Raw genomic sequence first — 24733 nt, forward strand, 5'->3', positions numbered from 1 at the left:
TTTAGCAGCACCAAGCCAAGGCCTAGCAAGAAAAGGTCTTTAAAGATAAAGCCGTCGATCTTACCTAGCTGCGGCAGTAGGCTGAGCGTGCTCAGCGCCATGACGATCACGATGAGATCGCCCACGATGCCCGCCTTCGGCTTGAAAAAGCCCGCGATGAGCGAGAGATAGCCCACGGTCTCCACCACGCCCAAAAAATAGCTCGCGCCGGCGTCCCCGAGCGCTGAGGGCAAAAACGAAAGCCACGTCTGCGAAAAGAGCGGCTTTAAAGCCTCCACCTCGAACTCAAACCACTTGTAGTTGCCCATCACGGCAAGCACGATGATAACGGAAAGTCTGGCAAATATAATATCCGCGTCGCCTGCGACAAATTTTTTTACGATCTCCCTCATACGGCTCCTTTGTAAATTGTGTAACGGTATGATAGCGAGCTTGCGTGTAGGCTACGTGAAGGGGCGAAATTCCAAATTCCAAATTCCGCGGCTTCATAAAATTCTACACCTCCACAAAATTTCGTGGCTCCGCGAAATTTCAAATTCCATGCCACGCGCCTTAAAATTTAAAGCGAGCTCGGCAAATTTCAAGGAGCGAAGTGGTGTGAGCTGCCGTGAAATTCCATCGAGCTTTGCGGCGTGCGCGGGCAAACCTCGGCGATGATATTGATCGAAACGCCCGCCTTAGCGGCAATCGCGTAGATTTTGGGCAAAAATTTCGGCGCGAAGCTAAACAAAATCTCGTACTCCTCGCCGCTTTGCAGCGCAGCCTCGCTAGGGCGGGCGATCCAGCGCGCACCCATGCCGCTAGCCTCCAACAGGCGGGGCAAGTCCTGCGCGAGCCCATCGCTAATGTCCATCGCCGCGCTAATGAACTTCGCCGCCTTGTAAACAAACTTATCGCGCAAGACGGGCCTGACGAAGCGCGAATTTTTTGAAATTTTTGCGCGCAGATCCTCGCGCAAGCGATATGAGCCACTACCCGGCACAGGATTTTCGCCTGCAGAGCTCTGCGACGTAGAATTTTCGCATGCGAGGCTTTGCGCCGTAGGGCTCTTGCGATCGTCTCTGCTCTGCGACACGGAATTTTGCGCCGAAGTTTCGGCGTCTAGGCTCTGCTGCTCGGCGCGCGCAGGTGAAATTTTATCGTCCAGACTTTGCGGCTCAAGATCCAAAATTTGTATTGCCGAAGTTTCAGCGTCCAGGTTCTGTAGCTTAGCATGCGCGGGCGAAATTTTATCGCCCAGGTTTCGCACCTCATCGCCAGGATTTTGTGCAGCTGAAGCCTCGGCATTGAGACCCTGCGGCGCGGTGCTTGGGCCTTGCACCGACGAAATTTTATCGTTTCGGTTTTGCATCTGCGAGCTAGCGGGCGAAATTTCATCTCTTAAAAGCACCGCCAGATCGCGCCCGACGCTGCCTAGCTCGCCCGTATGCGCGATGAGATCGCCCACGCGCGCGCCGCTACGAAACACGGGGTGCTTGCACTTGCCGATCAAGCTTACGCTAAGCGCGATGCGATCCGAGCCGATCGTGTCGCCGCCGATGATCCGTATGCCCCACTCGCGCGCCGTTTCGCTCACGCCCGCGCACAGCTCGTCGATCTCGCGCGTGCCGATCTCGCGCGGCAGCGCAAGCCCCAGCAGGGCGTATTTGGCGCGCGCATTCGTCGCAATCATGTCCGAGATGTTTACGAGCATCGCCTTTGCGCCGATCTCGTGCAGGCTAAGCCAGCCGCGGCGAAAGTGCACGCCCTCGACGAAAAGGTCCTTGCAATACGCTCGCTCACCAATTACGGCACAATCATCGCCGTTGAGCTTCGATCTAAATTTCTCAAAAATATACCGCTCCTTATCCATGCTCCCTCCGTTAAATTTAGCGTTACGCCGCAGCCGCGCGAAAGCTAAGAAGCCCGAATTTGCGGGCCTTTATTTAAATTTCGTCGCGCACGCGCAGCAGGAGTTCTACGCTCCGCTTTGCAAGATTATAGCGTAAATTTAGATTTTCGCCGCGCGAGTTTGGCTGTGGTTCGGTGCGGCTCGATAACAAAATCGGCAATCGCATGAGTTTTGGGGCTTAGCGCGGCTCGGTATGACTTGATGCGAACGAAGGCCCGCGATAAAACAGCGCCTGAGGCTATTTTTGTATGCGCCCGCCTGCGCGCACTCCCACAGATGACGGCTCTTTAAACGGCAAGTTTGAAAATTTAAAATTTAGCCGTAGCCGCTGGCAAGATTAAATTTAAACGCTGCGTAAGCGTAGCAGGTCAAGTAAGGTTTTTGTCGAGCCGCTCGCGACAAAAGTCATATCGGACGTTTGAACGCACGCGGCTGCAAAAGCTGCAATGAAATTTGGAAAAATTCCGAAGAATTAGAAAAAATTGAAGCTACTTAACGTTCGCCGTTAAGACTTCCGCTCCCTTTCTCTCTTTAAATTCCGCTTCAGAAAGACCATTATTAGCGCATTTGCACTACTACTTTCAAAGATTGATTGTTATTTTTTAAGATCCTCGCTAATCTGTTCAGGATGCTTTATATAATAATCCACTTCGGACCAATGTCTATTGGGATCTCCGTTAAGGTGTTTTAAATAATCTCTTGCTTCGTTTGCATTATTACACTCTTTGTCGTTGATCACATCCTTTGGCTGCATTTTCTCGCAAAGCTCCAGTTTCGCTTTTGCCTCTAGCGGCGCAAGCAGATAGTCTGCAACCGTTTTTTTAGGCTCGTCCTCCTTGCATCCGGCAAGACCTAAACCTACGATAGCCATAAGGCTCAACAAAAAAATTCGTCTCATTTTTTCTCCTTTTAAATGGTGCCTAATTGTATATTTATTAAACTTAATTTTCGTTTTTTATATTGTCTTTTAAAGGAGAATAAAATTTCGGGCGGCGCAAACCGCCCGAAACGTAGCTCGAAGTACCGCGCTAAGCCTTACTGCTCGTAAAAGCCGCTCGGTTTAGAGATCGTGTCGATGTAGATGTTTTTGGTCTGGGTGTAGTGCTCCAAGATCATCTTGTGCGTTTCGCGACCGATGCCCGATTCTTTATAGCCGCCAAACGGCGCGCCGGCGTGGATCTGGTTGTAGGTATTGACCCACACGCGACCCGTCTCAAGCAGGCGTGCGACCGTGAGCGCCTTTGCGATGTCGCGCGTAAATACGGCGCCGCCTAGTCCGTAGAGGCTGTCGTTCGCCATGCGGACGAGCTCGTCTTGATCTTTAAATTTAATCACGACGCCCACAGGACCGAAGATCTCCTCCTGCGCTACGCGCATGTCGTTGCGCACGTCCACGAGTAGCGTAGGCTCGACGAAAGCCTCTCCCGCGCTGTGTCGCTTGCCGCCCACAGCGATCTTAGCGCCCTCTTCTACGCCGATTTTTACATACTCTAAAATTTTATCGGCTTGCTTTTTGTTGATCTGGCATCCCATCTGGGTGTTCGGATCGAGCGGATCGCCCACCTTGATGCGCTTAAATTTCTCCACGAGCGCAGGTACGAATTTATCGTAGATACCCTCCTGCACAAAAATTCTACTTCCCGCGCAGCAAACTTGTCCTTGGTTGAAAAGGATCCCAAGCTGCACGCCGTCGATCGCAACGTCGAAGTCGCAATCGTCAAAGATAATATTCGCGCTCTTGCCGCCGAGCTCAAGCGTAGCGGGGATGATTTTTTGCGCTGCGGCTAGCGCTATGCCTCTTCCGACCTCGGTAGAGCCCGTGAACGCGAGCTTATCAAGTCCTTTGTGAGTACGGACGAACTCGCCTGCCTTGCTTCCCTTACCGGTTACGACGTTGATGACGCCCTTTGGAAGCAGCGGCGCGATTAGGCGGATGAACTCCAAAATGCTAAGGCTGGTTTCGGAGCTTGGCTTAAATACGCATGTATCGCCCGCGGCAAGTAACGGAGCGAGCTTCCACGCGCCCATCAAAAACGGGAAATTCCACGGCACGATCTGTCCTACTACGCCGATCGGCTCGCGCAAAACGACGGATAGATAGCGCTCTTTTAGCATATTGGCGCTGCCCTCCTCGCTCAAAATCACGCCCGCAAAATAGCGGAAATGCTCGATCGACCACGCTACGTCGATCGCGCGCGTCTCGCGGATCGGCTTGCCGTTGTCGATAGTCTCTACGGTGGCGATGAACTCGGCGTTTTGCTCTAAGACGTCGGCGATCTTATTTAGCAGCGCGCTGCGCTCATAAACGCTAGTGCGGCGGAAGCTCTCAAACGCCTTGCGGGCTGCGGCGACCGCTTTATCGACGTCCGCCTTGCTAGCATCTGCGATCTTTGAAATTTTCTCGCCGGTAGCGGGATTAAAAACGTCTAGGCTCGCGCCGCCTTCGGCACCCACAAACTCGCCGTCGATGAAAAGCTTATAGCTTGGTTGGATTGTAGCCATGCTTACTCCTTACGTGAAATATGACATTCGCTATTATATATCCGCGGCGGTTAATGCGGCATAAATTTTGTAGCGAAAATCGGTTAAAATTTCGTAGTGTGTAAATTTGAGAAGTACCGCGACGTGCGCGAAATTTTAAAATTTAATCTGCGTGCGCGACAGCGAAGGGTTTGAGGAGTTTTGAAGCGGCGCGAAATTTAAGCCCTCACGAGCGGCGAAATTTCAAAAGGTAACGTTTATGAAACGAGAGCGGAAATTCGGTTGCGCGAAATTTTAGAATTTCGCTCCGATAAAATTTTAAAATTTGGCTCCGCCTGGATTTTAAATTCGGCTTCGTTAAAATTTTAAAATTTTGTGAAGTAAAATTTTTGAAACATTTTGCGGAATAAATTTCTAAAACTATCTTTAGCGGAGCGGGCGGTTTAAATTTACGACGTGCAGAGATCAGATCCGTGTCCGCAGCCCGAAAGGAAGCCTCCGATAAAATTTTAAAATTTTACGGGATTAAATTTCTAAAGCATTTTTTGAGATGGAATTTCTACAACTATCTTTCGCGCAAACTTTGCAAGCCTCCTAATATTCGCCCATAAAGCTCGCTTGGACACGGGCGACATCCGAGCAAGACGAAAGTGCGGCGCCGAAAGACGGCATTACAATTAACCTCAGACGTTTCGTAAAAGCATATACAGGCGGCGTAACCCGCCCTACTCGCAGCCCTCGGGCGCAGCGGGCGAACCGCTCGTGTGCACAGCTTCGGACGCAGAAGCGAATCGCCCGCGCCGCAATTTAAATACAGTGATTCAACCGCTCGCGCTGCGGCTCGCGGTTCGTTCGAGCACAGGGGAGGACAACTGCTCTGCGTGTATCAGACTTATTTAGGCCAAAAAATCGAACTAGGCACACGAAACTCATGTTATCGCAAGAACTGCGCGCTTTGAATTCGTTTGGCAGGGGGGGGAGAACGCAAACCGCTTAAAATTTTAAAATTTAGGCTCGAAAAAGGTCTCTTCGTGGATGTTGGCAAAGGCAGCTTGCAGACTGATAAAAAACCTCGGATGGGCCTTTTCGTACTGCGCCAAAAGCTCCTTCGTAGCGGCGCGCGCAGTGGGCTCCTTGCCGCCGTATTGCCTCGCGGGACAGACCTCCTCCTCGCGCATTATCGGAAGCTCGTTATCTCTAGCACAGGCGGCGATTTGGCGCTCGCGCACGAGAATGAACGGACGGATGATCACAAGCCCGTTTTCGGCGACATAGCGCGGAGCGAGGGTGCGCAGCGCGCCGTTGAAGGTAAAATTCATAAAAAAGCTCTCCGCGGCGTCGTCAAGGTGGTGGGCGATGGCGATCTTATTAAAGCCGTGCTCAAGCGCGTAGGAGTAGATATATCCGCGCCGCATGCGCGAGCAAAAGCTGCAAAACGTGGTGTTCGCACGGATCTTTTCCTTGCCGAATTCAAAAATTTTAGTATCGATTATCTCGTAGGGGATCTCGTGCTCTTTAAAATGCGAGCTTATCTCGCGCAGATCCTCGCCGATACCGTAGGTGACAGTAACGGCTCGAAACTCCCAATCTAGCGGGCTTACGCTTTGAAAGTGCTTCAGCACGTGCGCCAAACTCATACTGTCTTTGCCGCCGCTAAGAGCTAGTAAAATTTTATCGCCGCGCTCGAACATCTTGTATTTGGCGTTGGTTTGTCCGACGCGGCGAAGTAGTTTTTTGGAGAGGTTTATCATAACCTTTCGATCATTTTTAGGACGAAATTTGCGCTCGTTTGCGCGCTTTTTACCATAAACTCGTCAAAGTCAAACTCGGCTTTGTGTCCCGCCTCGTCACTTATCGCGCGAAGTATGCAAAACGGCACGCCCAGCGCGTCGCACACCTGCGCTACGCTCGCTCCCTCCATCTCGACCGCGCTCGCATCAAACGTCCGCTCGATCCAGCTCTTACGCTCCTCATCGCCCACGAACTGATCGCCGCTAGCGATGACGCCCGATTTTAGAGTGATGCCAAGCTGCTCGGCGACGCTTTGCGCGATAGAATTTAACTTCGCGTCGGTTTGGACCGAAATTTTACTTCCCGGCACGAATCCGTACGGATGTCCAAACGCCGTGATGTCCAGATCGTGCTGCACGAGCGAGGTAGCGTATAAAATTTCGCCGATTTTAATGCCGCGCTTCAAAGCTCCCGCGACACCCGTAAAAATGAGCGCGCGCGCGCCGAATCTCTCGATCATAACCGTAGCGGTCAGGGCGGAATTTACCTTGCCGATCTTCGAATATGCGATCACGAGATCATGGCCGTTAAGCTTGGCAGCGTAGAATTTATTATTCGCGTGCTCCACAGCCTCCACGCTCACGCCACGCTCGCGCAGCGCAGATAGCAGCGGCTCGATCTCTTCGGGCATCGCGCCCAAGATCGCTACTTTCATCCGTTCTCCTTTGCAAATTTCAGAAACTCATCTAAGCTCGCAAGATCCGTGATGCTGAAGGTCGGCTTATGCGTGATCTTTTTGTTTATCCCTTTTAAAACTGCCGCGCCGAACTCGACGAAGCAGTCCGCCTCGCCCTCGTAATTTTTGATGCTTTGCTTGTAAAGTACGGGGCTGATAAGCTGGGCTTTAAGCAGCTCTAGCGCTTCGGATTTTGTCGTATATGTTCGCGCCGTGGCGTTAGCTACGACGGGAGCGAAGCTCTCTTTTAGCGCAGGGCGCAAAAATTCCAAAAGCTCGTCGCTGGCACTCCCTAGCATCGGGCAGTGGCTTGCGACGCTCATATTCAGTAGCATTGCGCGCTTTGCGCCTGCAGCTTTAAACTCGCCCTCGAGTGCTGCGAGATCATCTTTTTTGCCAGCGACTACGATCTGCCCGTCGCAGTTATAATTCGCCGCCCAAACCTGCTTACCGGCGCTCGCCGCATCCGCACAAATTTTTTCAACCGCCTCGTCGGCAAGAGCCAAGATCACCATCATTCCAGCGCCTTTGCCCTCGCAAGCGCTCTGCATAAGCCTGCCGCGAATATTTACTAGCTTTAGCATCTGCTTCGGCTCTATTCCTCCCGCAGCGCTTAGCGCGCTAAACTCGCCCAGTGAATGGCCAAGCAAAAACTGCGGAGCGATGCTAAGCTTTTCTTGATCCGCTCTTTCTTGCAGCGCCGCAAGCGCCATCATAGAATTTAATGCAATCGCGGGTTGCGTAAATTCCGAAACGTCGAGCTTGTCGCCGGGCTCAAACAGTAAATTTTTAAAATCGATGCCGGTAAAACTTGAAGCCTCATCCAAAAGCGCGCGCGCAGATGCGGAGTTTTCGTAAAACTCCCTGCCCATGCCTACGCTTTGGCTGCCCTGTCCGGGGAAGATAAAAGCAAATTTCATAAAAAATCCTAATGTTCGTGGTGGTGCCCGCCGCAGCACTCGTGATCTTTTCCGTGATCGTGACCCCCGCAGCATTCATGGCCGTCTGCATGCCCATGGCCTCCGCAACACTCATGATCCTCTGCGTGGTCGTGTCCGTGTCCGCCGCAGCACTCGTGCCCCTCGTGATGATTATGTCCGCAGCCGCAGCTGTGCGCACCCTCTGGCTGGCCGGTAAGAATTTCGTCCGCCGTCGCTTCTCGGTTCTCGACGATTTTTACGTTAAATTCCAGCTCCTTGCCCGCGAATGGATGGTTGAAATCGATGGTAACGTCCTGCTCGCCGATAGCTTTGACGCTCACGCGAGTAGTCGCGCCGTCCTCCGCCTGACCGAAAAGCTCCATACCAACGACCAGATCGATGCCCGCAAACTGCTCTTTAGGCAGGATCTGCACGGCGTCTTCTCTATACTCGCCGACCCCATCGCTCGGGCTTATGAGAACCGTTTTGCTCTCGCCCGCTTGTAGATTTAAAATTTCATCTTCTAGCTTTTGGATGATTTGATCCTTACCGCTAAGAAAGGCGATCGGGTCGGAGTTTAAATTTGACTCTAAAATTTCGCCGGTTTTACCGTCTTTTAGCTCATAATGCATCTTTATAACTCGGTTGTTAGCCATAGTTTTCTCCTATTTAAAATTTTATTTTTGAGTTTGTATTTAAATTTAAGTTATCTAGCGGGCGCGGCTTTAGCTTCTTTGGAGTCCGGGTATGAAGCCTTTAGCGCTTTGTAGAATTTATCTGCGCTGTCTTTATCGCCGATCTTATCGAAGCTGATCGCCGTGTGATAAAGAAGTTTTGGGGTGTAGTCTTGGCTCTCGTTGTGCGAGATGCTCTTTTTATAATAGTTTATCGCTTCTGCGTATGAGCCGGAGAAATATGAAATTTCGCCCAGCATATAGTTTGCCTTCGCCGGCTTGTAATTTTTGGATACTAGATAGGTGTAGCGCTCTTTTGCGCCTGAATAGTCTTTTTTAGCATATAAAGCATCGGCCTCTTTCAACACCGAAGCCTGATCTTTTGATTTAAAATCGGAATCTGTTTTTGTGCTAGCGGGAGCCGGAGCAGTGCCTGCGTCTAATTCAGCGTTTTTTTTTACGCTGCCGCCGCTGCCTAATTTTTTATTGATTTCAGCAATTTGGGCTTTTATAGTAGCGATGTCTCGTTTCATCTGATCTAGCTCGCTGTTGCCTTGGCTTTTGCCGGTAGCGCGAATTTCTAGATCTGCTACCCTGTTTTCCAGGTTCGAAATTTTAGAATTTGTTCCTTCAAGCACTGTACGCAAGCCTTCTACGCTCTCGCGAGTACTATCTACGCTAGTTTGCATCTCGCTTATACGCTTGCGGTTATCGCGCAATACCTGCTCGTTTTCAGTTAGTCCGTAAGAGCTGCCTGAATCAATATTGCCAGCATCAAATGCAGAAGTTTCTGCATTTAAAAAAGTGGCAGCTCCCAAAAGAGCCGCCACCGTGAAATTTTTAAATTTCAAATTAGAATCCAACTTTGAATTCGTCGCGTCTGTTTTGAGCGTCGCACTCTTTAGAATGCTCTGTGCAAGCCATATTGCTCTCGCCGTAGCTTACTACGGAAATTCTACTCTCATTTACGCCCTGAGCAACCAATGCGTCTTTAGCTGCAGTAGCTCTCTTTAGACCAAGAGCATAGTTGTACTCATCAGAACCCCACTCATCGCAGTTACCCTCAACTTTAACAGTTAGAGACTCTGCGCCTGCTTGATTGAATAGAGCTGCGTTATTATTGATTGTGCCTTGCTGATCGGCTCTAATATTAAATTTATCAAAGTCGAAATAAACAGTGCCAACTTCACTTTGGATCTGAGATGCCAAAGCAGCTAGTCTATCTGCATCACTTGTGCTTGTAGTATCGGCCTCTGGGGTCTTTTTAGAACAACCGCTCAATAATAGAGCAGCAACTGCTATCGAAGATAAAACTAAATGTTTCATTTTCTATCCTTTCAAAAAAAATTGAAGTCATTATATCACGAGATTTTTTAATATTTTACCAATCAACCGATTGAATTTTACCCACTCTTAACGGAAATTGGAAACTTTTATTCTCGTTAACTCTGATAATACCTACCGAGCTTCCGCTGCCATCTTGCTTGATAAACATAATACTGCCGCCATCGCTAGAAAATCTAGGAAACATATTTTTGCCACTAGCCGTTAACTGGCGAATCATATCGGTTTGGGTAGAGATTAAATATATATTAAATCCGCCCCCGCCGTCGCGACTAGAGTAAGTAACGTAATTGCCATTTGTGCTGATGGAGTTGTTATTTTTGCCGTGATAGACGAGCTGCTGAACGTTGCCGCCGTTTATGCTAGTGGCAAATACGTTTGGATAACCTAAACGATCGCTCACAAAAGCCACGCGCGAATCGCCGTCGATAAAATTTCCATTTACATCAATGCCAGCGTAATCGGTAATTTGCTTAGCGCTGCCCGAGGCTATATCATACAAATAAATATCGGGTTGATCTTTAGGCGCATTGGTAATTAGAAGCTTTCTACCGTCGGCGCTTACATCTGAAGCTATTGTCATGCCATGACCGGTAAAAATTTTACTTTTGCTACCGTTGGATAGATTAAATTTATAGATAGCAGGGGTATTTTTATTGACGTAATAGGTGTAATAAAATTCGTTCTGCGCCGCGCTTGCCCATTTAGGGAAGATATTTAATCCGCCGCGAAGTACAACCTGCTGGTAAGTAAGCGTATAGTCAGCCACCATGATCTCGCTCTCACGCGTCGAAGTGTAGCGAGAGAGCAAAATCATCTCCTTCATCCAATCGACGTTTGAGTACCCTAGCTGCTTGACGATCTCAGATACCGCCATATGGGCTAAAAACGGATATTTCTCAGCATTTGAAAGCGTAAAGCTCTTCTCATACATCACCCTACCGCTGTTTGCTTCGAGCACTTTGGCTTTTAGGCTCATCGGCGAGCTTTTATCACTTACCGCGTAGCGCACGATAAGAGCGGCACCGCTAGAGCCTAGATTGTCGGAAGCGCCCGCATCATAGCTGCTTTGTAGATACTCGTCGCTGACCTCGAAAGTGGCACCGACCTTTAGATCGCCCACCATAAGTTTAAAGAATTTGTTGCCAAATTCTGAATTTGCAAGGTTCGATGCATCCTGAACAACGATTTTAGGGAGATTTACCCCTTCGTTTACGATAGACATAGTCGCATCTGCCGCGAAAATGCTACTACAAAATGCAAGAATCAAAAGTAGTTTCTTCATCTTTTCTCCTTAAATTTAATTTGCTACGTCGGATAATACCATTTCAAATGTGTGAGATTTATTATCCGGTGATTTTGGAAAACTTCGCTTAGGAAGCTCATCTAAAAATTTCCTTAGCTTTTGGTTAAATTCTGTGCTACGCCCAAGCTCTAAAATTTGATAATTTAAAACTCGTCCATTGTTGCTAAATTCTATGCGGACTCTAGCCTCATCGGAAATGCCTGCTTGATACTTCGTCCATAGAGCTTGCAATTTCGACGCCATCTGCGAAAAATAAGCATCTAGCTCCTTTGAAATTTGAATTTTACCAGATTTTTGCGAAACGGAATTTCTTTCATAAGTAAAATTCTGTTCCGAATCCGTCGCAAAAAGCATACAGCAAAACGCAAAAATACAAAAAAGTCTCTTCACTTTTTTTCCTTACAAATTCTAATTTGTCTTCATTACGTCGGACATCCTAGTATCAATCTCGTGCGACGCTCCGTCGGGAGATTTCGGGAAACTCTGAGTCGATAGATTATCCAAAAAATCTCGCAACTTCTGGTTAAATTCCGTCTCTCGCCCCAGCTCTATAATAGTATAATCCGCTACTCGCCCATCTGCGCTAAAGACTATCTTAATCCTTGCGTCGTCCTTCGCGGTTGCCACATATCTGCTCCATAGAACTTGAAGCTTCTTCTCGATAGCACCGTAATAAGCGTTATACTCGCCCGTCCTTTGCGTCCTGCCGCCAAGCTTATCGGATTTGACGACAGCATTTTTAGATGCCGCTTTATCCTTAGCACTAGAGGTGGCGGTTTCTTTATCGGACTTTTTGTTACTCTGAACGGCGTCGCTAGCTTTAGCGCTCTCCTCAAGCTTCTTATTGTCCTTAGTCGTATCCGAAAAAAGATCGCTCAAGCTCGGTTTTTCCTCTTTTTTCGGCTCCGGCTTAGCTTCCTCTTTTTTCTCTACTACTTTTTCGGAAGGTTTATCTTCCAACTTAGGCTCAGGCTTGGGCTCCTCTTTTTTGGGCTCAGCTTTAGGCTCGTCCTTTTTAGGTTCCGGCTTCGGCTCTTCCTTCGGCTTTTCGGGCTCTTTCGGCTTTGCCTGCACCGGAGGTGGCGAAACTACTTGCGCTGTAGTCTTAATTTTATCCTCCGGCACGTCCTTAACATTCTTATTGTCAAACTCACCTTGCTTTGTTTCTTTAGCGATTTCAGGCGCGGACGGAAGTTTATCATCTATTTCGAAATCAAAAGTAACATCCATATAATCGTTGGGATTGTCAGTATATTTTTTAAATTTTTCCTGCGGCTTTGAAATTTGATATAAAAGAACAAAAATCACCAGCAAATAGGCAAAAAGGGCGATTAAAAACGATTTAAAATTATCGTATTTAACCCCCGTAAAATTTGAATAATTAGCCATTTGTTTGAAGCGCGACTTTTGTAAAACCCGCCTGCTTTAGGCTCTTTAAGACAAACATTACATCGTCATAAACGAGTCTCTTATCGGCTTGGATATAGACGGGTTTTTCTAAGCTATACTTGCCGGTGCCTTTAAGCAGCACGAGATTATCCGGGAATTCAGCTAGGTTCATCGAGCTTTTGTCGATATAAACCTTGCGATCTTCGCCGATACGCACAAGCAAGAATTCCGCGGTATTTTCCGAAACCTGTGCTTTTGAGCCGCTAGGCAGCTCGATCTTCTCATCGTAGATAATCGCCGTTTGCGCGACCATTAAAATCGCTAGCAAAACAAGCATAATATCGACGAGCGGAGTGATATTTAGCTCTGGATTTTCGTCGAAATTATACATTAAATAGCTTTTCCAGTGTTTGCTTTAAATAGCAAAATATCTGCCGTACGATTTATGATGCTCATAACTTCGTATGCTTTGCGTTTTATAAGTAAGCTAAAGGTGTATGCGGGTATCGCTACAAAAATTCCACATCCTGTGGCAACCAGGGCCTCGCTAATCGCAGGAGCGATAGTATCAATGCCGGAATTTCCACCGCCGAGCTTGGAAAATGTGTGAAGTATGCTAACAACTGTACCGAACAGCCCGATAAACGGCGAAGTAGAGGCGACGATAGATAGCCAAGTAAGTCCGCTAGTGGAGTCGCGTTCGGCCTTGCCTTTATAAATTTCCAAGGCTTCTTTTGAAATTTTATCGGTATTTACTTTTTGAAAAATAGAGCCCGAAAGCGAAATCCTACCACCCATAAGCAAGGATTCGAGTGCCTTTGCTTCGCGGTGTTGCCACGCACTAAGCCCTACGTATCTGGAGATCAAAATCGTAAAAGTAACGATAAAATAGACGGATAACCAAGAAAGCACGAATATCGTAATAAACGTGCTTCTCGTAAAATAACTTAAAATTAGATCTAGCATATTTAACTTTGCCTTGCGAATTCGTCGACTCTAGCCATAATCGCTGCGGAATTTGCCGCATCGGAGCTAATGGACGCAAGCATATCTTTAGCGCGCTGCAAAGACTTCGCTACGGCGCTTTCGCTATCACCTCCGATAGCTACGGCTTGAGTGGCTAGGATAGTAGTTTTTTCTTCGGTAACTTCCAAAAATCCGTCGTTTACCAAAACAAGCTGCTTTTTGCCGTCTTTATCTACGATCTCAACGACTCCGCCTTCGCTTTTGTCTTTAAGTCCCGTTAGCAAGCTCGCATGCCCTGGCAAAATACCCATTTCGCCAGTAATGCCGGGGAGCTGGACGGATTTGACCTCACCCGAAAAGACCATCCCTTCGGGCGTAACGATATCTAAAAGCAAAAATTCTTTCATCTTAAAATTCCTATGCTTTCATCTTTTCGGCTTTTGCTACTACCTCGTCGATATTTCCCACCATATAAAAGGCATTCTCCGGCAGATCGTCGTATTTGCCCTCTAAAATTCCCTTAAAGCCAGCGATAGTTTCCTCTAGCGAGATATATTTGCCCGGACTTCCGGTAAATACCTCGGCTACGAAAAACGGCTGAGATAGATAGCGTTCGATCTTTCTAGCACGCTCGACTACGAGCTTATCCTCTTCGCTAAGTTCGTCCATACCCAAAATCGCGATAATGTCTTGCAAATCTTTATATTTCTGAAGCACCGCTTGGACGCCGCGAGCGACCTTGTAATGCTCCTCGCCGATGATTTGTGGATCAAGCATTCTTGAGGTCGAATCAAGCGGATCGACGGCAGGATAAATTCCTTTCTCAGCGATCGCTCTGTTTAAAACGGTCGTCGCATCAAGGTGCGCAAAAACGGTCGCAGGCGCAGGGTCGGTAAGGTCGTCCGCAGGTACGTAAACGGCCTGAACGGAGGTGATGGAGCCCTTCTTTGTAGAAGTGATGCGCTCTTGTAATTTACCCATTTCGCTAGCAAGCGTAGGCTGATAGCCGACCGCGGACGGAATTCGTCCTAAAAGCGCGGACATCTCCGAACCCGACTGCGAGAAACGGAATATATTATCGATAAACATCAAAACGTCAAGTCCTAGCTCGTCGCGGAAATACTCGGCCATCGTAAGACCGGTTAGCGCGATACGGTTCCTCGCCCCCGGCGGCTCGTTCATCTGGCCATAGGTCAAGGCGACTTTATCCAAAACGCCCGATTCTTTCATCTCGTTATAAAGGTCGTTTCCCTCTCTCGTTCGCTCGCCGACGCCCGCAAATACGGAGTAACCGCTGTGTTTGAAAGCGACGTTGTGAATCAGTTCCATGATGATGACGGTCTTGCCGACGCCAGCACCGCCGAATAGCCCTACCTTGCCACCCTTTGCGTAAGGGGCTAGCAGATCGACTACCTTAATGCCGGTTTCAAAAATTTCGCTCTTTGTGCTTTGATTTTCAAAGCTAGGCGGATCTCTGTGGATCGACCAGCGGGTTTCAAATTTCTCATCCTCGCCCTCGTCGATCAGATCGCCTGTAACATTAAAAATTCTACCCAAAACCTTCTCGCCCACAGGCACCGTAATAGGCGCACCCAAAGCCGTAGCCTCAAGCCCTCGCCTAAGTCCATCGCTCATATCCATAGCGATCGTGCGGACGCGGTTGTCTCCAAGGTGCGCGGCTACCTCTAGGATCAGCCTACGATGAGCGCCCTCGACGTCAAATTTAACCTCGATAGCTTCATTAATCTTCGGCAAGTAGTCCTTGAAATCGACATCGACCACGGGACCCATTACCTGAGAAATTATTCCTTTCATCCGTTTTCCTTTCATTTCATTGATTCGACGCCGCTTATGATCTCGATAAGCTCAGTCGTGATAGAGCCTTGTCTGGCTTTGTTGTATGCTAAATTTAACTGCGATACGCGCTCCTTAGCGTTGTTTGTCGCATTCTCCATCGCATTCATTCTCGAGCAGTGCTCCGCTGCCAAAGAGTCAATAAGTGCGTAATACATGCTGTAGCTAAGATAGCTCTGGATTAAATTTAACATCAATGTTTCTTCATCCTCAGGGCTTTCAACCTCTACTTCCAATGTAGATGTTTTTAAAGCATCCTCGTTAATCGCAGGTTCACCGATCGGCACCAGCGTATTTACGCGCATCTCCTGAGAGATCATATTTAAATAGCCGTTGTGGATAAGTATGACTTCGTCAGTTTTACCTTCGTTAAAATCCTTAACTGCGGCTTGCACGATTTCGTTAGCTTTCTCGGACGATGGAGATGAGCTCACGCCGATATATCGCTCCAAAAGCTCAATGCCTTGAAAATCAAAATACTCTATCCCCTTTTTGCCGACGGCGCGAAGGCGAACCTTGATCTTTTTAGCTTTAAGCTCCTCGATCAAAGCTTTGATCTTTTTGATGGTATTGATATTAAAACCGCCGCAAAGCCCTTTATCTGCGGTAATAAACAGCAGATCAACCACCTTTACTTCCCGCGTGGTATCAAAAATTCTAAGTTTTTCGTCGTTGCCTGAATTATTGCCTACGTAATTTTTAACGCGCGCAGAAATTTCACCCAAGACCTCGTTAATCTTCACCGCATAAGCTCGCGAGCGCATCGCCGCCTCTTTAGTGTTTTTAAGCTTGACGTTGGAGACCAACTTCATAGCTTTGGTAGTCTTCTCCGTATTTCTGACGCTCTTGATCTGTAGCTTTATATCCTTTAAATTTGCCATAATTTAGCCTTTTTAAGCGGCGAAGGTCGCTTTAAAGTCATTTAGAGCCTTGATTAAATTTTCTTCCAAATCCTTCTCGATGGTCTTTTTACTTCTAATTTCTTCAAAAATTTCAGGATATTTTGCCTCGATATACGGATAGAGCTCAGCTTCGAATTTACCAATTGAGCTCGTAGGCACGTCGTCTAAAAATCCGCGGCTTCCTGCAAAGATGATGACCACTTGATTTTCGACCGGAAGCGGCGAATAAGGAGGCTGTTTTAAAATTTCGACCATTCTTTGTCCGCGATCCAGCTGCTTACGGCTGCTCTCGTCCAAATCGCTCGCAAACTGCGCAAACGCCTGAAGCTCACGGTATTGAGCTAGATCTAGGCGCAAGGTTCCCGAGACCTTTTTGATCGCTTTAATCTGCGCGGAACCGCCGACGCGGCTAACCGAAAGACCTACGTTGATCGCAGGACGAATTCCTGAGTTAAATAGACCAGATTCTAGGAAAATTTGACCGTCGGTGATAGAGATGACATTTGTAGGGATATACGCCGAAACGTCGCCTGCCTGCGTCTCGATAATAGGAAGCGCCGTTAGGCTGCCTGCACCGAGTGCATCGCTTAGTTTGCTAGCGCGCTCAAGCAAACGAGAGTGTAGGTAGAATACATCGCCAGGATACGCCTCACGTCCCGGCGGACGGCGCAAGATAAGCGACATCTCGCGATACGCAACCGCATGCTTGCTAAGATCATCGTAGATGATAAGCGCGTGGCGGGAGTTATCTCTGAAATACTCGCCCATGGTGCAGCCCGAATATGGCGCCAAGTATTGAAGCGCGGCTGCCTCGCTAGCACCGGCTGCAACTACGATCGTATAATCCATCGCACCGTACTCTTCAAGCTTTTTAACGACTTGTGCGACGGTGGATTGTTTCTGACCGATTGCTACATATATGCAGATGACGTCTTGGCCCTTTTGATTGATGATGGTATCAACAGCAACGGTGGTTTTTCCTGTTTGGCGGTCGCCGATGATGAGCTCGCGCTGTCCGCGACCGATCGGCACTAGCGCGTCGATCGCCTTAAGGCCGGTTTGAAGTGGCTCGTGAACGGATTTGCGAGCCATGATGCCTTTGGCCTTTTCTTCGACAAATCTAGTATCGCTGGTCTCTATCGCGCCTTTGCCATCGATCGGTTCGCCTAGAGCGTTTACTACGCGACCGATTAATGCATCACCTACCGGAACGCGCAAAAGCTTACCCAGTCTTTTAACGCTACTACCTTCGTTAATACCGCTAGTATCGCCTAAAATAACGATGCCGACACTGCTCTCCTCTAAATTTAACGCGATACCACGAGCTCCGTTTTCGAATTCGACCATCTCGTTAGCCATTACGTTTTTTAAGCCGTAAACATTAGCAACGCCGTCTGCAACCGAAACGACCTTGCCGGTTTCTTCGATATCAACGCTAAGATCGAAATTTTCGATTCGCTCTTTGATTATGCTGCTGATTTCGTCTGCCTTAATTTTCGCACCCACGCTTTACTCCTTTAAATTGCTTTTAAAATATATTCGCTCATTTTTTGTTTCAATCTATCAACTGAAAAACTAATCTCAAATCCAAGATCCTCGACTTCGATCTTAATACCCTCAAGCTCGCTTTTAACAGGTTGCAGAGTAATATCTGCATTAAATTTCTTTGAAATTTTAGCCTCTAGCTCTTTTATTTTCACGGCGTCTATTTCGGTAGCGGAATAAATTTTACCCAAATATTTATTATCCAGCGCCGCAATATTCTTGCGCAGTTCCTCAACTATCTGCGGGATTAGTGTAATACGCCTATTCTTAGCTAAAAGTTTAATAAAATTTACGATTTTTTCGCTTGGATTTTTTATAAACGACGCAATAAGTTCCACTTTGGATTCCTCTTTTAGCGTCGGAGATTTTACAATATCTTGGAATTTTGGAATTCTAAATGCGCTCGCGACGCTCTCGAGCGTCTGCAAAACAGAGCCTAGTTCATCTTTTTTATAGCTCAGTATCAGGGCGTTTACATATCTTTTTGAGGTGTTATTTATCATTATCCGACCTTTTTCTCTACGATTTTAACCAGTTTGTCTTGACCGAATTTAATGTCATCCGATGCAAAAACGTCATCCAGTATCTCGCTTACGACCTCTTTTTTGATCTTACGCGCCTCAAAGCTCTTCTGCTCATCGAAAGATTTTTGCAAATTCGCAATCTCTTGCTCGGTCGCATTTTTTATCTTTTCGGCAGCGAACACGATCTCTTTTTTAGCGGTTTCGATTAAAGCTGCGCCTTGAACCTTAGCATCTTGCAGATCTTTTTTAGCTTGCTCTTTGCGAGCTGCAGACTCTTTTAAAATTTTTTGATTAGCCTCAAGTCTAGATGCGATGCCGTTGATTCTACCTTGATATGCTGCTTTTGCGGGACCTTTTAAAAGATAAAACAAAATTCCGAAAAACAAAATGAAATTTATGCTTCGCCACAGCACGTCGTAGTCTTTGACCCCATCGTGCCCACCGCTTGCTAAAACAAACGCCGGAATGATAAATAAAAATAGATATTTTTTCATACTGAAATCCTCATACTTTAGCCACGGCAGTGCTTAGAGCATTTTTAAATTCCGGAATTTTGGCTTGCAAATCATTTTTTAGGTTGCGCTTTTGCTCATCCAAACCGCCTAAGAATTGATCAAAATCCTCCTCCATCGCGGCTTTTTTCTCGGCTATTTCTCTAGCGGCAGCCTGCTTCGCACTATCCATCGCCTCTTGCTTTATTTTAACAGCTTGCAACTTCGCAGCATCCATGATCCTTACGATCTCTGCTTTATCGGCATCTGCATCCTGTGCGTTTTTCATCGCATTTGCCTCATCTTCTTTAATAATAGCTTCTCGCTTTTCCATATGCAAAAGTAGCGGTCTATAAAGCTTGATATTTAAGAAGTAAATCAAGGCTAAAAATACGACGATGGTCGTTATCATGGCGGTCAAACTTACGTCTAGCATCGCACCTCCTCCAGGTTGGTTTTAAACAAAATGCGTATTTTACAATATGAAAAATTAAAATACACTATAAAAAATCATCCGATTTTCTTTAAAAACTCGGAAATTTGTAAAATTTCGCTAAATTCAATCGAAATTTTACGCTCTTTGATACTTATTTTACCAAATTGATCAAGCTTGGCCTTTAGCTTTAGAAGCTCAGGCTTGAAGCTTTGAAATTCCACGCCAGGCTTTTTCTCTTTCGGAACGGTTTTATCTTTAAGCTTTTTTACTAAATTTTCGGTATCTCTTACGCTTAGACGCTGTCCTAAAATGGTATTTAACGCTAAAATTTGATCCTCTTTTTCAAGTCCAACCATTATCTTGGCGTGCCCTTGCGAAATTTTATCTGCGCTTATGGCGTCTTGCACTTCAGAGCATAAATTTAAAAGCCTTAACGTGTTTGTAATCTGTGTGCGGGACTTTTTGATGATGTCGGCTAACTCCTCTTGCGTGATCCTGTATTCACCGATGAGCTCTTTATAGGACTTAGCAAGCTCGATAGGATTTAGATCCTCGCGCTGTATATTTTCGATGAGGGCAAGCTCTCTTAAATTTTGAGATTTTATGTCCGCGACTACGGCTTTGATTTTACTCTCGCCCAAAAGCTTAGTTGCTCTTAGACGTCGCTCACCGGCGATAAGGACGTAAGAATCGTCCTTTTGAATAACGATGATAGGCTGAATAAGCCCGTGGCGGGCAATGCTTTCGCTTAGCTGCCTAAGTGCCTCCTCATCGAAGCTTTGACGCGGTTGATATGGATTTGGCTCGATTTTATCAACATCGATTTCGATAACTAAACTATCTGCATTTCCGCTTTCTAGCTCCCTGTTATAAGAGCTTTCTACGTCGTCTAAAATCGCACCGAGCCCGCGCCCGAGCGCTCTTTTTACCTTGCCCATTTTTGCTCCATTATGGATTTAGCGAGGTCTTGATAGGCGATGGAACCAGCAGATTTTATATCGTATAAAACCACCGGCTTGCCAAAACTTGGGCTTTCGGCTAGCTTAATATTGCGCGGGATGATGACTAGATCATCACTCTTGCCGATACGAAAGAGCTTATCATCAAAATACTCGCGTAAATTCGCGACCGTTTCTTTGGCGAGGTTGTTTTGCAAGCTGTACATTGTCGGCAAAAATCCGCGAATTTTTAAATTTTTATTGAGCGTTTGCTTGACGACTTTTACGGTATTTAGGATCAACGCGACACCTTCAAGCGCGTAGAATTCGCACTGAATCGGGATGATGACGCTATCGCTTGCGACCAAGGCATTTACCGTAATGCTACCGAGCGTCGGCGGCGAATCGATGATGATGAAATCGTATCTGTCCTTAACCTCGGAAATTTTATTTTTTAGCATTAGTTTGAAGTCTTTCTCTTCGCTTACTTCGCGCTCGATACCTACAAGTCCGATGTTTGACGGCACCAGATCCATAAACTCAAGTTCGGTCTTTTGGATCACTTCGGACATGCTCTTACGCCCCGTTAGGACGTGATAAATGTTAAATTCAAAGTCGCTGCGGTTAAAGCCAAGCCCAGTCGTAGCGTTCGCCTGAGGGTCTACGTCAATCAGTAGGACCCGCTTTTTCTTTATCGCTAGCGACGCAGCGAGATTGACCGCTGTGGTCGTCTTTCCGACGCCGCCTTTTTGATTGGCAATCGTAATTACTTCACTCATCTTAAAGCATAAACCCTTTCTCCATTTATTATGATCGATCCGTCTTCGCAAAGTTTAGCCTGCGCGAGTGAAATTTTTTCGCCGCCTAGATGAACGCTAAATTTTTGCGATTTTTGGAATTGTAACGAAAAATTTCTAAAAATTTGCTTCCACGAGGTTTTATTTTCATATAGCGCAAAAAAGCCCTCTATAGCGTCTTTTGCGCTGATTTTTATATCTAAAATTCCCGCATATTCGGGCGCACCGAGTAGGTTCATGCCGATGCCGCAGACGAGGGTATTTTTGATCTTATTCGTCATCGCTCCGCCGATTTTGCGCTCATCCACATAAAAATCGTTGGGCCATTTCAGCCAAAGCCGCGAACCGAGCGATGCGAGAAGCTCCTGCATAATCATCGCAAAATATATGCTCGCCGACTGAGGCGGCACATCTGCGGGCATATCGCTCTGCGCAACACAGAACGAAAATGCGAGATTGCCGCTTGCGCTCTGCCAGTCGTTGCCGCGCGAGCCGATACCGGCGCTTTGGCGATTTGCGGCGATCGCAAAAGGCGGCGCTATCCTGCCTTCGCGCACGGCGCCTACTAAAAACTCCTGCGTAGAGGGCATTTGCTCTACAAATTCTACTTGCAAAACCTGCTCCTTGCGTAAGACGAAGGGCTCGCCTTGAAATATTGCAAGCGTTTAAATTCTGCGCTGCGATAGAATTTTGCAACAAGATGAAATTTAGCACGATTAAATTTTACGACATAGTGAAATTTTGTGCGATGAAATTTTGCGATCTTGCTAAACTCTTCGGCAACGTGGATTTTCCTAGCGGTACTGCGATAAAATTTTAAAGCTCTGTCTCGCAAAAATTCTGCGGCACGATCACAGAATTTTAAATGGTGCGTGTTTGGTGCGACGCCGCAAGATCCGTAACCGCGGCGGCGAAATTTTAAGCTCCTGTGAGCGTAAAATTTTAGAGCATAGAAGCGAAGTTTTAAAATTTTATAAAGCCTTGATTTTGGAGCTTTGCTTCGAAATTCCGCGCAACAAAATTTTACTTCACGATTGCGGCGATATCCAAGGCAGAATTTCGCCGCGACGCCAAAAGCGCGACGCAAATAAAATTCCCGCGCAGCATCAAAAGCGCGGCACAAAACGCGAGCCTTCAAAATTCCGCCTAGCATAGCAGATCGCCGATCTTTAGCCGCTTGCCGTTTAGATACGCGCTAGCATCCACCGGCTTTTTGCCCGGCTCTTGCACCTTCATGATCTTAACCGCGCCTTCGCCGCATGCGACGCAAAAACTGGGCTTATCAATGTGCAGAATTTCGCCCGAGCGTTCAAATTTACGCCCGCAATATTCGCGCAAAAGCTCTAGTTCTAAAATTTTTAACCCGTTAGCTAGATAAATCCCCGGCCAGGGCGTCAGCGCGCGAAATTTATTATAAATTTGCCGTGCGCTTTCCTCAAAGCTAAAAAGCCCGTCAGATTTGCTTATTTTTTTGCAGTGCGTGGCCTGCGCGTCGTCTTGTTTTTGTGGCTTTAAATTTTCAAAATTTCTTAGCACTTTTACTATTAGCTTACCGCCAAGCTCGCCTAGCTCACTAAAAAGCTCGCTTGACATCTTACTCTCGCAAGGTGTGCAGATGAAGTCCAGCATATCGCCAGTATCAAGGCCAGCATCCATTAGCATTGCAGTCACGCCAGTTTGCTTCTCGCCTGATAGAATTGCACTTTGTATAGGACTCGCACCTCTATATTTTGGTAAGATAGAAGCGTGTAAATTTATACAGGTGGCGACGTCTAAAACGCTTTGAGGCAAAATTTTGCCATAAGCTGCCACGACGATAAAGTCTGGGCTAAACGCCTTTAGCTCGGCAACTACCGCCTCATCTTTTAGCGTATTTGGCGTAAGGACTGGCACTCCAGCTAGCTCGTTTTGCGCGTAAATTTTAACCTCGCTTGGGGTTAAAATCTGCTTTCTACCAACTGGTTTATCAGGCTGGGTAAAGACCGCTTTTATATTAAAGCCAGCTTCTTTTAGGTGCCTAAGTATCCTAACGGCATAATCAGGCGTCCCCATAAAAACTACATTCATTACTTTCCTTTAAATTTCAACGACTTTTATTTTGATCTACGTTTTTACTGCCAGTCAGCCAAGAGGCGCATGGATCTTCCTGCCAGTCAATCTTTTGAAATATCAAACTTCCTAGCTCATTAATGCTAATTTTGCCACTACGATCAAGATCCAGCCTCTTAAATTCCTCACTAGTGCATAGATCTGGTGCTATTTTTAGCGCTGATGGCACTTTGCAGGACGTCCACTCATCTAAATTTAGCGTGCCGTCGCGATTATTATCATTAAAATCCAAAAACATATACGCTGGATCGGCTGGATCACAGCTATATACACCAAGACAAAATAGCATAATGCAAAAAATTTTCTTCATTTTATACTCTTAAATTTCTAAGTTCAAAGCACTAAAAAGTCTCAACTCAAAGATCTTTTTTTAGTAGCTCAAGCAGTGCAAATTTAAGTTCGTCGATATTCTCGTTTGTCGCTGACGAGATCGGTAAAACAAAGTATGGTTTTTTCGCGTCAAAGCTGTATAGGTCTTGCTTATAGACAAATTTACCATCTTGTTTTGGCTCTAAATTTATGCTTTTCATAAATTCTTTTATATTTTCGTCTAAATTTTCTGCCGCATCGACTCTGGTAACAGCGATCGCATAGTCCCTACTAGCAAGCACACTTGAAAATTTAGCGACCTCCTCTTTTAGCACACCAAACTGCTCGCTCATGCTTCTGTAGTTTGCGCTATCTATCATAAAAAGCAAAATTTTATTTCTCTCAATGTGCTTTAGAAACTGCACGCCAAGACCGCGTCCGTCACTTGCTCCCTCGATGATACCAGGGATGTCAGCCATGACAAAGCCGCTAAACTCATCAACCTCAACAAGTCCGAGCTTTGGCGTAAGCGTGGTAAATTCGTAGTTTGCGATCTGTGGCTTGGCGTTTGAGACGGCTGAGATGAGGGTTGATTTGCCAACATTTGGAAAGCCAACAAGTCCCACGTCAGCTATCAGCTTTAGCTCAAGTCTTACTTCAATACTCTCTTCAGGCATGCCCTTCTGAGCGTACTCTGGGGCTTGGTTAATAGAGTTTTTAAAGTGAAAATTTCCGAGTCCACCCTTGCCACCTTTTAGAAATAGCGTCCTTTGTCCCTCGCTAACTATATCACAGAGTAGTTCATTTGTCTGTGCGTCATAAACAGCTGTGCCAGGAGGGACTATGAGTTCTAAATTTTCGCCCTTTTTGCCAGTCATTCGCTTGCCCATGCCAGCTTCACCATTGCCAGCCTTCATGGCTCTTTTACCCTTATAATTTGCTAAAGTATGGGTATTGTTGTCACAAACAAAATAAACATCTCCGCCATCTCCGCCATCTCCGCCATCAGGACCACCTAAAATGACGTGTTTTTCACGGCGAAAACTCACAGCTCCAGCTCCACCATGCCCCGAACTTAGAGTCAATTTTGCACTATCTATAAACATTTTTTACCTTAAATTTTTTATTTGGATTATATCCAACTTTACTGAAATTAAATCGTGATATCTTGATTAAAATAAAGCAAATATAAACACCATAAAGCTCGAAATATAGAGTTGTGATTGATTTAAAATTTCTCTCAAACAGCTATTTGAAAAATTCTAAACACTAAATAAAAATTTTGATTTTTGAATAATTTTAAGAAAGAAAGGGGCGATTGCCCCTGAGATTATGCAGCTGGATAAACAGATACTTTTTTTCTGTTTTTATCAAGTCTTTCAAATTTTAC

30 protein-coding genes are annotated in these 24733 nt (G+C 46.5%); 2 read left to right on the plus strand and 28 right to left on the minus strand.

Annotated elements, in window-relative coordinates; all coding sequences use genetic code 11:
- The 25 genes from Q0101_RS07090 to Q0101_RS07210 form a co-directional block, all read right to left on the minus strand.
- Window positions 1-392 (minus strand): DUF417 family protein (locus Q0101_RS07090; RefSeq protein WP_297943693.1); only part of this gene is annotated, 392 nt, incomplete at its 3' end.
- Between the two features lie 188 nt (window positions 393-580).
- Entirely contained in the window at window positions 581-1852 is a 1272-nt protein-coding gene (locus Q0101_RS07095; RefSeq protein ID WP_297943696.1) for a thiamine-phosphate kinase, read from the minus strand.
- A gap of 634 nt (window positions 1853-2486) precedes the next feature.
- Window positions 2487-2789, minus strand: a complete 303-nt coding sequence (locus Q0101_RS07100; RefSeq protein ID WP_297943698.1) for an EexN family lipoprotein — start codon at window positions 2787-2789, stop codon at window positions 2487-2489.
- Window positions 2790-2926: 137 nt separating this feature from the next.
- Entirely contained in the window at window positions 2927-4393 is a 1467-nt protein-coding gene (locus Q0101_RS07105) for an aldehyde dehydrogenase family protein (protein WP_297943702.1), read from the minus strand.
- Window positions 4394-5373: 980 nt separating this feature from the next.
- Complete coding sequence (locus Q0101_RS07110; RefSeq protein ID WP_297943705.1) at window positions 5374-6123, minus strand: ATP-binding protein; 750 nt, start codon at window positions 6121-6123, stop codon at window positions 5374-5376.
- The gene (locus Q0101_RS07115) at window positions 6120-6818 is read right to left on the minus strand and encodes a 5'-methylthioadenosine/adenosylhomocysteine nucleosidase (protein ID WP_297943708.1); all 699 of its coding nucleotides are present in this window, start codon (window positions 6816-6818) and stop codon (window positions 6120-6122) included. The genes Q0101_RS07110 and Q0101_RS07115 overlap by 4 nt, the downstream gene beginning before the upstream one ends.
- Window positions 6815-7759, minus strand: coding sequence for an ACP S-malonyltransferase (gene fabD / locus Q0101_RS07120; protein ID WP_297943710.1), 945 nt, complete (start codon window positions 7757-7759; stop codon window positions 6815-6817). Before fabD ends, Q0101_RS07115 begins: the two co-directional genes overlap by 4 nt.
- Window positions 7760-7767: 8 nt before the next feature.
- Window positions 7768-8415 (minus strand): FKBP-type peptidyl-prolyl cis-trans isomerase, encoded by a 648-nt coding sequence (locus Q0101_RS07125; protein ID WP_297943712.1) that lies wholly within the window; start codon window positions 8413-8415, stop codon window positions 7768-7770.
- Window positions 8416-8465: 50 nt separating this feature from the next.
- Window positions 8466-9284 carry a tetratricopeptide repeat protein gene (locus Q0101_RS07130; protein WP_297943715.1) on the minus strand — a complete coding sequence of 273 codons (819 nt, stop codon included), beginning with the start codon at window positions 9282-9284 and terminating at the stop codon, window positions 8466-8468.
- A 1-nt stretch (window position 9285) separates the two neighbouring features.
- The gene (locus Q0101_RS07135; RefSeq protein ID WP_177389412.1) at window positions 9286-9759 is read right to left on the minus strand and encodes an OmpA family protein; all 474 of its coding nucleotides are present in this window, start codon (window positions 9757-9759) and stop codon (window positions 9286-9288) included.
- Window positions 9760-9814: 55 nt separating this feature from the next.
- The gene (gene tolB, locus Q0101_RS07140) at window positions 9815-11062 is read right to left on the minus strand and encodes a Tol-Pal system protein TolB (RefSeq protein ID WP_177389413.1); all 1248 of its coding nucleotides are present in this window, start codon (window positions 11060-11062) and stop codon (window positions 9815-9817) included.
- Window positions 11063-11077: 15 nt separating this feature from the next.
- Window positions 11078-11473: a TonB C-terminal domain-containing protein gene (locus Q0101_RS07145; RefSeq protein ID WP_297900620.1), complete on the minus strand. Its 396-nt coding sequence runs from the start codon at window positions 11471-11473 to the stop codon at window positions 11078-11080.
- An 18-nt stretch (window positions 11474-11491) separates the two neighbouring features.
- Window positions 11492-12472 carry a TonB C-terminal domain-containing protein gene (locus tag Q0101_RS07150; protein ID WP_297943718.1) on the minus strand — a complete coding sequence of 327 codons (981 nt, stop codon included), beginning with the start codon at window positions 12470-12472 and terminating at the stop codon, window positions 11492-11494.
- Window positions 12465-12863 carry a biopolymer transporter ExbD gene (locus Q0101_RS07155; RefSeq protein WP_297943721.1) on the minus strand — a complete coding sequence of 133 codons (399 nt, stop codon included), beginning with the start codon at window positions 12861-12863 and terminating at the stop codon, window positions 12465-12467. Before Q0101_RS07155 ends, Q0101_RS07150 begins: the two co-directional genes overlap by 8 nt.
- Complete coding sequence (locus tag Q0101_RS07160; RefSeq protein WP_297943724.1) at window positions 12863-13438, minus strand: MotA/TolQ/ExbB proton channel family protein; 576 nt, start codon at window positions 13436-13438, stop codon at window positions 12863-12865. Before Q0101_RS07160 ends, Q0101_RS07155 begins: the two co-directional genes overlap by 1 nt.
- A gap of 2 nt (window positions 13439-13440) precedes the next feature.
- On the minus strand, window positions 13441-13845 hold the full coding sequence (gene atpC / locus Q0101_RS07165; protein ID WP_291938303.1) for an ATP synthase F1 subunit epsilon: 405 nt from the start codon (window positions 13843-13845) through the stop codon (window positions 13441-13443).
- Between the two features lie 10 nt (window positions 13846-13855).
- Entirely contained in the window at window positions 13856-15253 is a 1398-nt protein-coding gene (atpD, locus tag Q0101_RS07170; RefSeq protein ID WP_295151010.1) for a F0F1 ATP synthase subunit beta, read from the minus strand.
- Window positions 15254-15264: 11 nt separating this feature from the next.
- Entirely contained in the window at window positions 15265-16173 is a 909-nt protein-coding gene (atpG, locus tag Q0101_RS07175) for an ATP synthase F1 subunit gamma (RefSeq protein ID WP_297943727.1), read from the minus strand.
- A gap of 12 nt (window positions 16174-16185) precedes the next feature.
- Window positions 16186-17700: a F0F1 ATP synthase subunit alpha gene (gene atpA, locus Q0101_RS07180; protein WP_005869639.1), complete on the minus strand. Its 1515-nt coding sequence runs from the start codon at window positions 17698-17700 to the stop codon at window positions 16186-16188.
- An 11-nt stretch (window positions 17701-17711) separates the two neighbouring features.
- Window positions 17712-18242 (minus strand): F0F1 ATP synthase subunit delta, encoded by a 531-nt coding sequence (locus Q0101_RS07185; protein ID WP_297943730.1) that lies wholly within the window; start codon window positions 18240-18242, stop codon window positions 17712-17714.
- Window positions 18242-18757: a F0F1 ATP synthase subunit B gene (locus Q0101_RS07190; RefSeq protein WP_297943733.1), complete on the minus strand. Its 516-nt coding sequence runs from the start codon at window positions 18755-18757 to the stop codon at window positions 18242-18244. The genes Q0101_RS07185 and Q0101_RS07190 overlap by 1 nt, the downstream gene beginning before the upstream one ends.
- A gap of 10 nt (window positions 18758-18767) precedes the next feature.
- Window positions 18768-19190, minus strand: a complete 423-nt coding sequence (locus Q0101_RS07195) for a F0F1 ATP synthase subunit B' (RefSeq protein ID WP_297900601.1) — start codon at window positions 19188-19190, stop codon at window positions 18768-18770.
- 74 nt (window positions 19191-19264) lie between these two features.
- Window positions 19265-20128, minus strand: coding sequence for a ParB/RepB/Spo0J family partition protein (locus tag Q0101_RS07200; RefSeq protein WP_297943736.1), 864 nt, complete (start codon window positions 20126-20128; stop codon window positions 19265-19267).
- Entirely contained in the window at window positions 20116-20907 is a 792-nt protein-coding gene (locus Q0101_RS07205; RefSeq protein WP_177389424.1) for an AAA family ATPase, read from the minus strand. The genes Q0101_RS07200 and Q0101_RS07205 overlap by 13 nt, the downstream gene beginning before the upstream one ends.
- The gene (locus tag Q0101_RS07210) at window positions 20904-21539 is read right to left on the minus strand and encodes a biotin--[acetyl-CoA-carboxylase] ligase (RefSeq protein WP_297943740.1); all 636 of its coding nucleotides are present in this window, start codon (window positions 21537-21539) and stop codon (window positions 20904-20906) included. The genes Q0101_RS07205 and Q0101_RS07210 overlap by 4 nt, the downstream gene beginning before the upstream one ends.
- Window positions 21540-21580: 41 nt before the next feature.
- Between Q0101_RS07210 and Q0101_RS07215 the strand changes: the two genes are divergently transcribed.
- Both Q0101_RS07215 and Q0101_RS07220 read left to right on the plus strand, forming a co-directional pair.
- Window positions 21581-21745, plus strand: coding sequence for a hypothetical protein (locus Q0101_RS07215; RefSeq protein WP_297943742.1), 165 nt, complete (start codon window positions 21581-21583; stop codon window positions 21743-21745).
- A 56-nt stretch (window positions 21746-21801) separates the two neighbouring features.
- Complete coding sequence (locus Q0101_RS07220; protein ID WP_297943745.1) at window positions 21802-22080, plus strand: hypothetical protein; 279 nt, start codon at window positions 21802-21804, stop codon at window positions 22078-22080.
- On the opposite strand, the gene fmt is transcribed toward Q0101_RS07220, so the two are convergent.
- The 3 genes from fmt to obgE are packed head-to-tail and all read right to left on the minus strand — an operon-like array spanning window position 22072 to window position 24449.
- On the minus strand, window positions 22072-22992 hold the full coding sequence (fmt, locus tag Q0101_RS07225) for a methionyl-tRNA formyltransferase (protein WP_297943747.1): 921 nt from the start codon (window positions 22990-22992) through the stop codon (window positions 22072-22074). The two genes, Q0101_RS07220 and fmt, sit on opposite strands and share 9 nt — an antisense overlap.
- A gap of 16 nt (window positions 22993-23008) precedes the next feature.
- Window positions 23009-23344, minus strand: coding sequence for a hypothetical protein (locus Q0101_RS07230; protein ID WP_297943750.1), 336 nt, complete (start codon window positions 23342-23344; stop codon window positions 23009-23011).
- A gap of 46 nt (window positions 23345-23390) precedes the next feature.
- Window positions 23391-24449 (minus strand): GTPase ObgE, encoded by a 1059-nt coding sequence (gene obgE / locus Q0101_RS07235; RefSeq protein ID WP_297943754.1) that lies wholly within the window; start codon window positions 24447-24449, stop codon window positions 23391-23393.
- Window positions 24450-24733: the final 284 nt, after the last annotated feature.

This window comes from uncultured Campylobacter sp. (assembly GCF_937921625.1).
Lineage (GTDB): Bacteria > Campylobacterota > Campylobacteria > Campylobacterales > Campylobacteraceae > Campylobacter_B.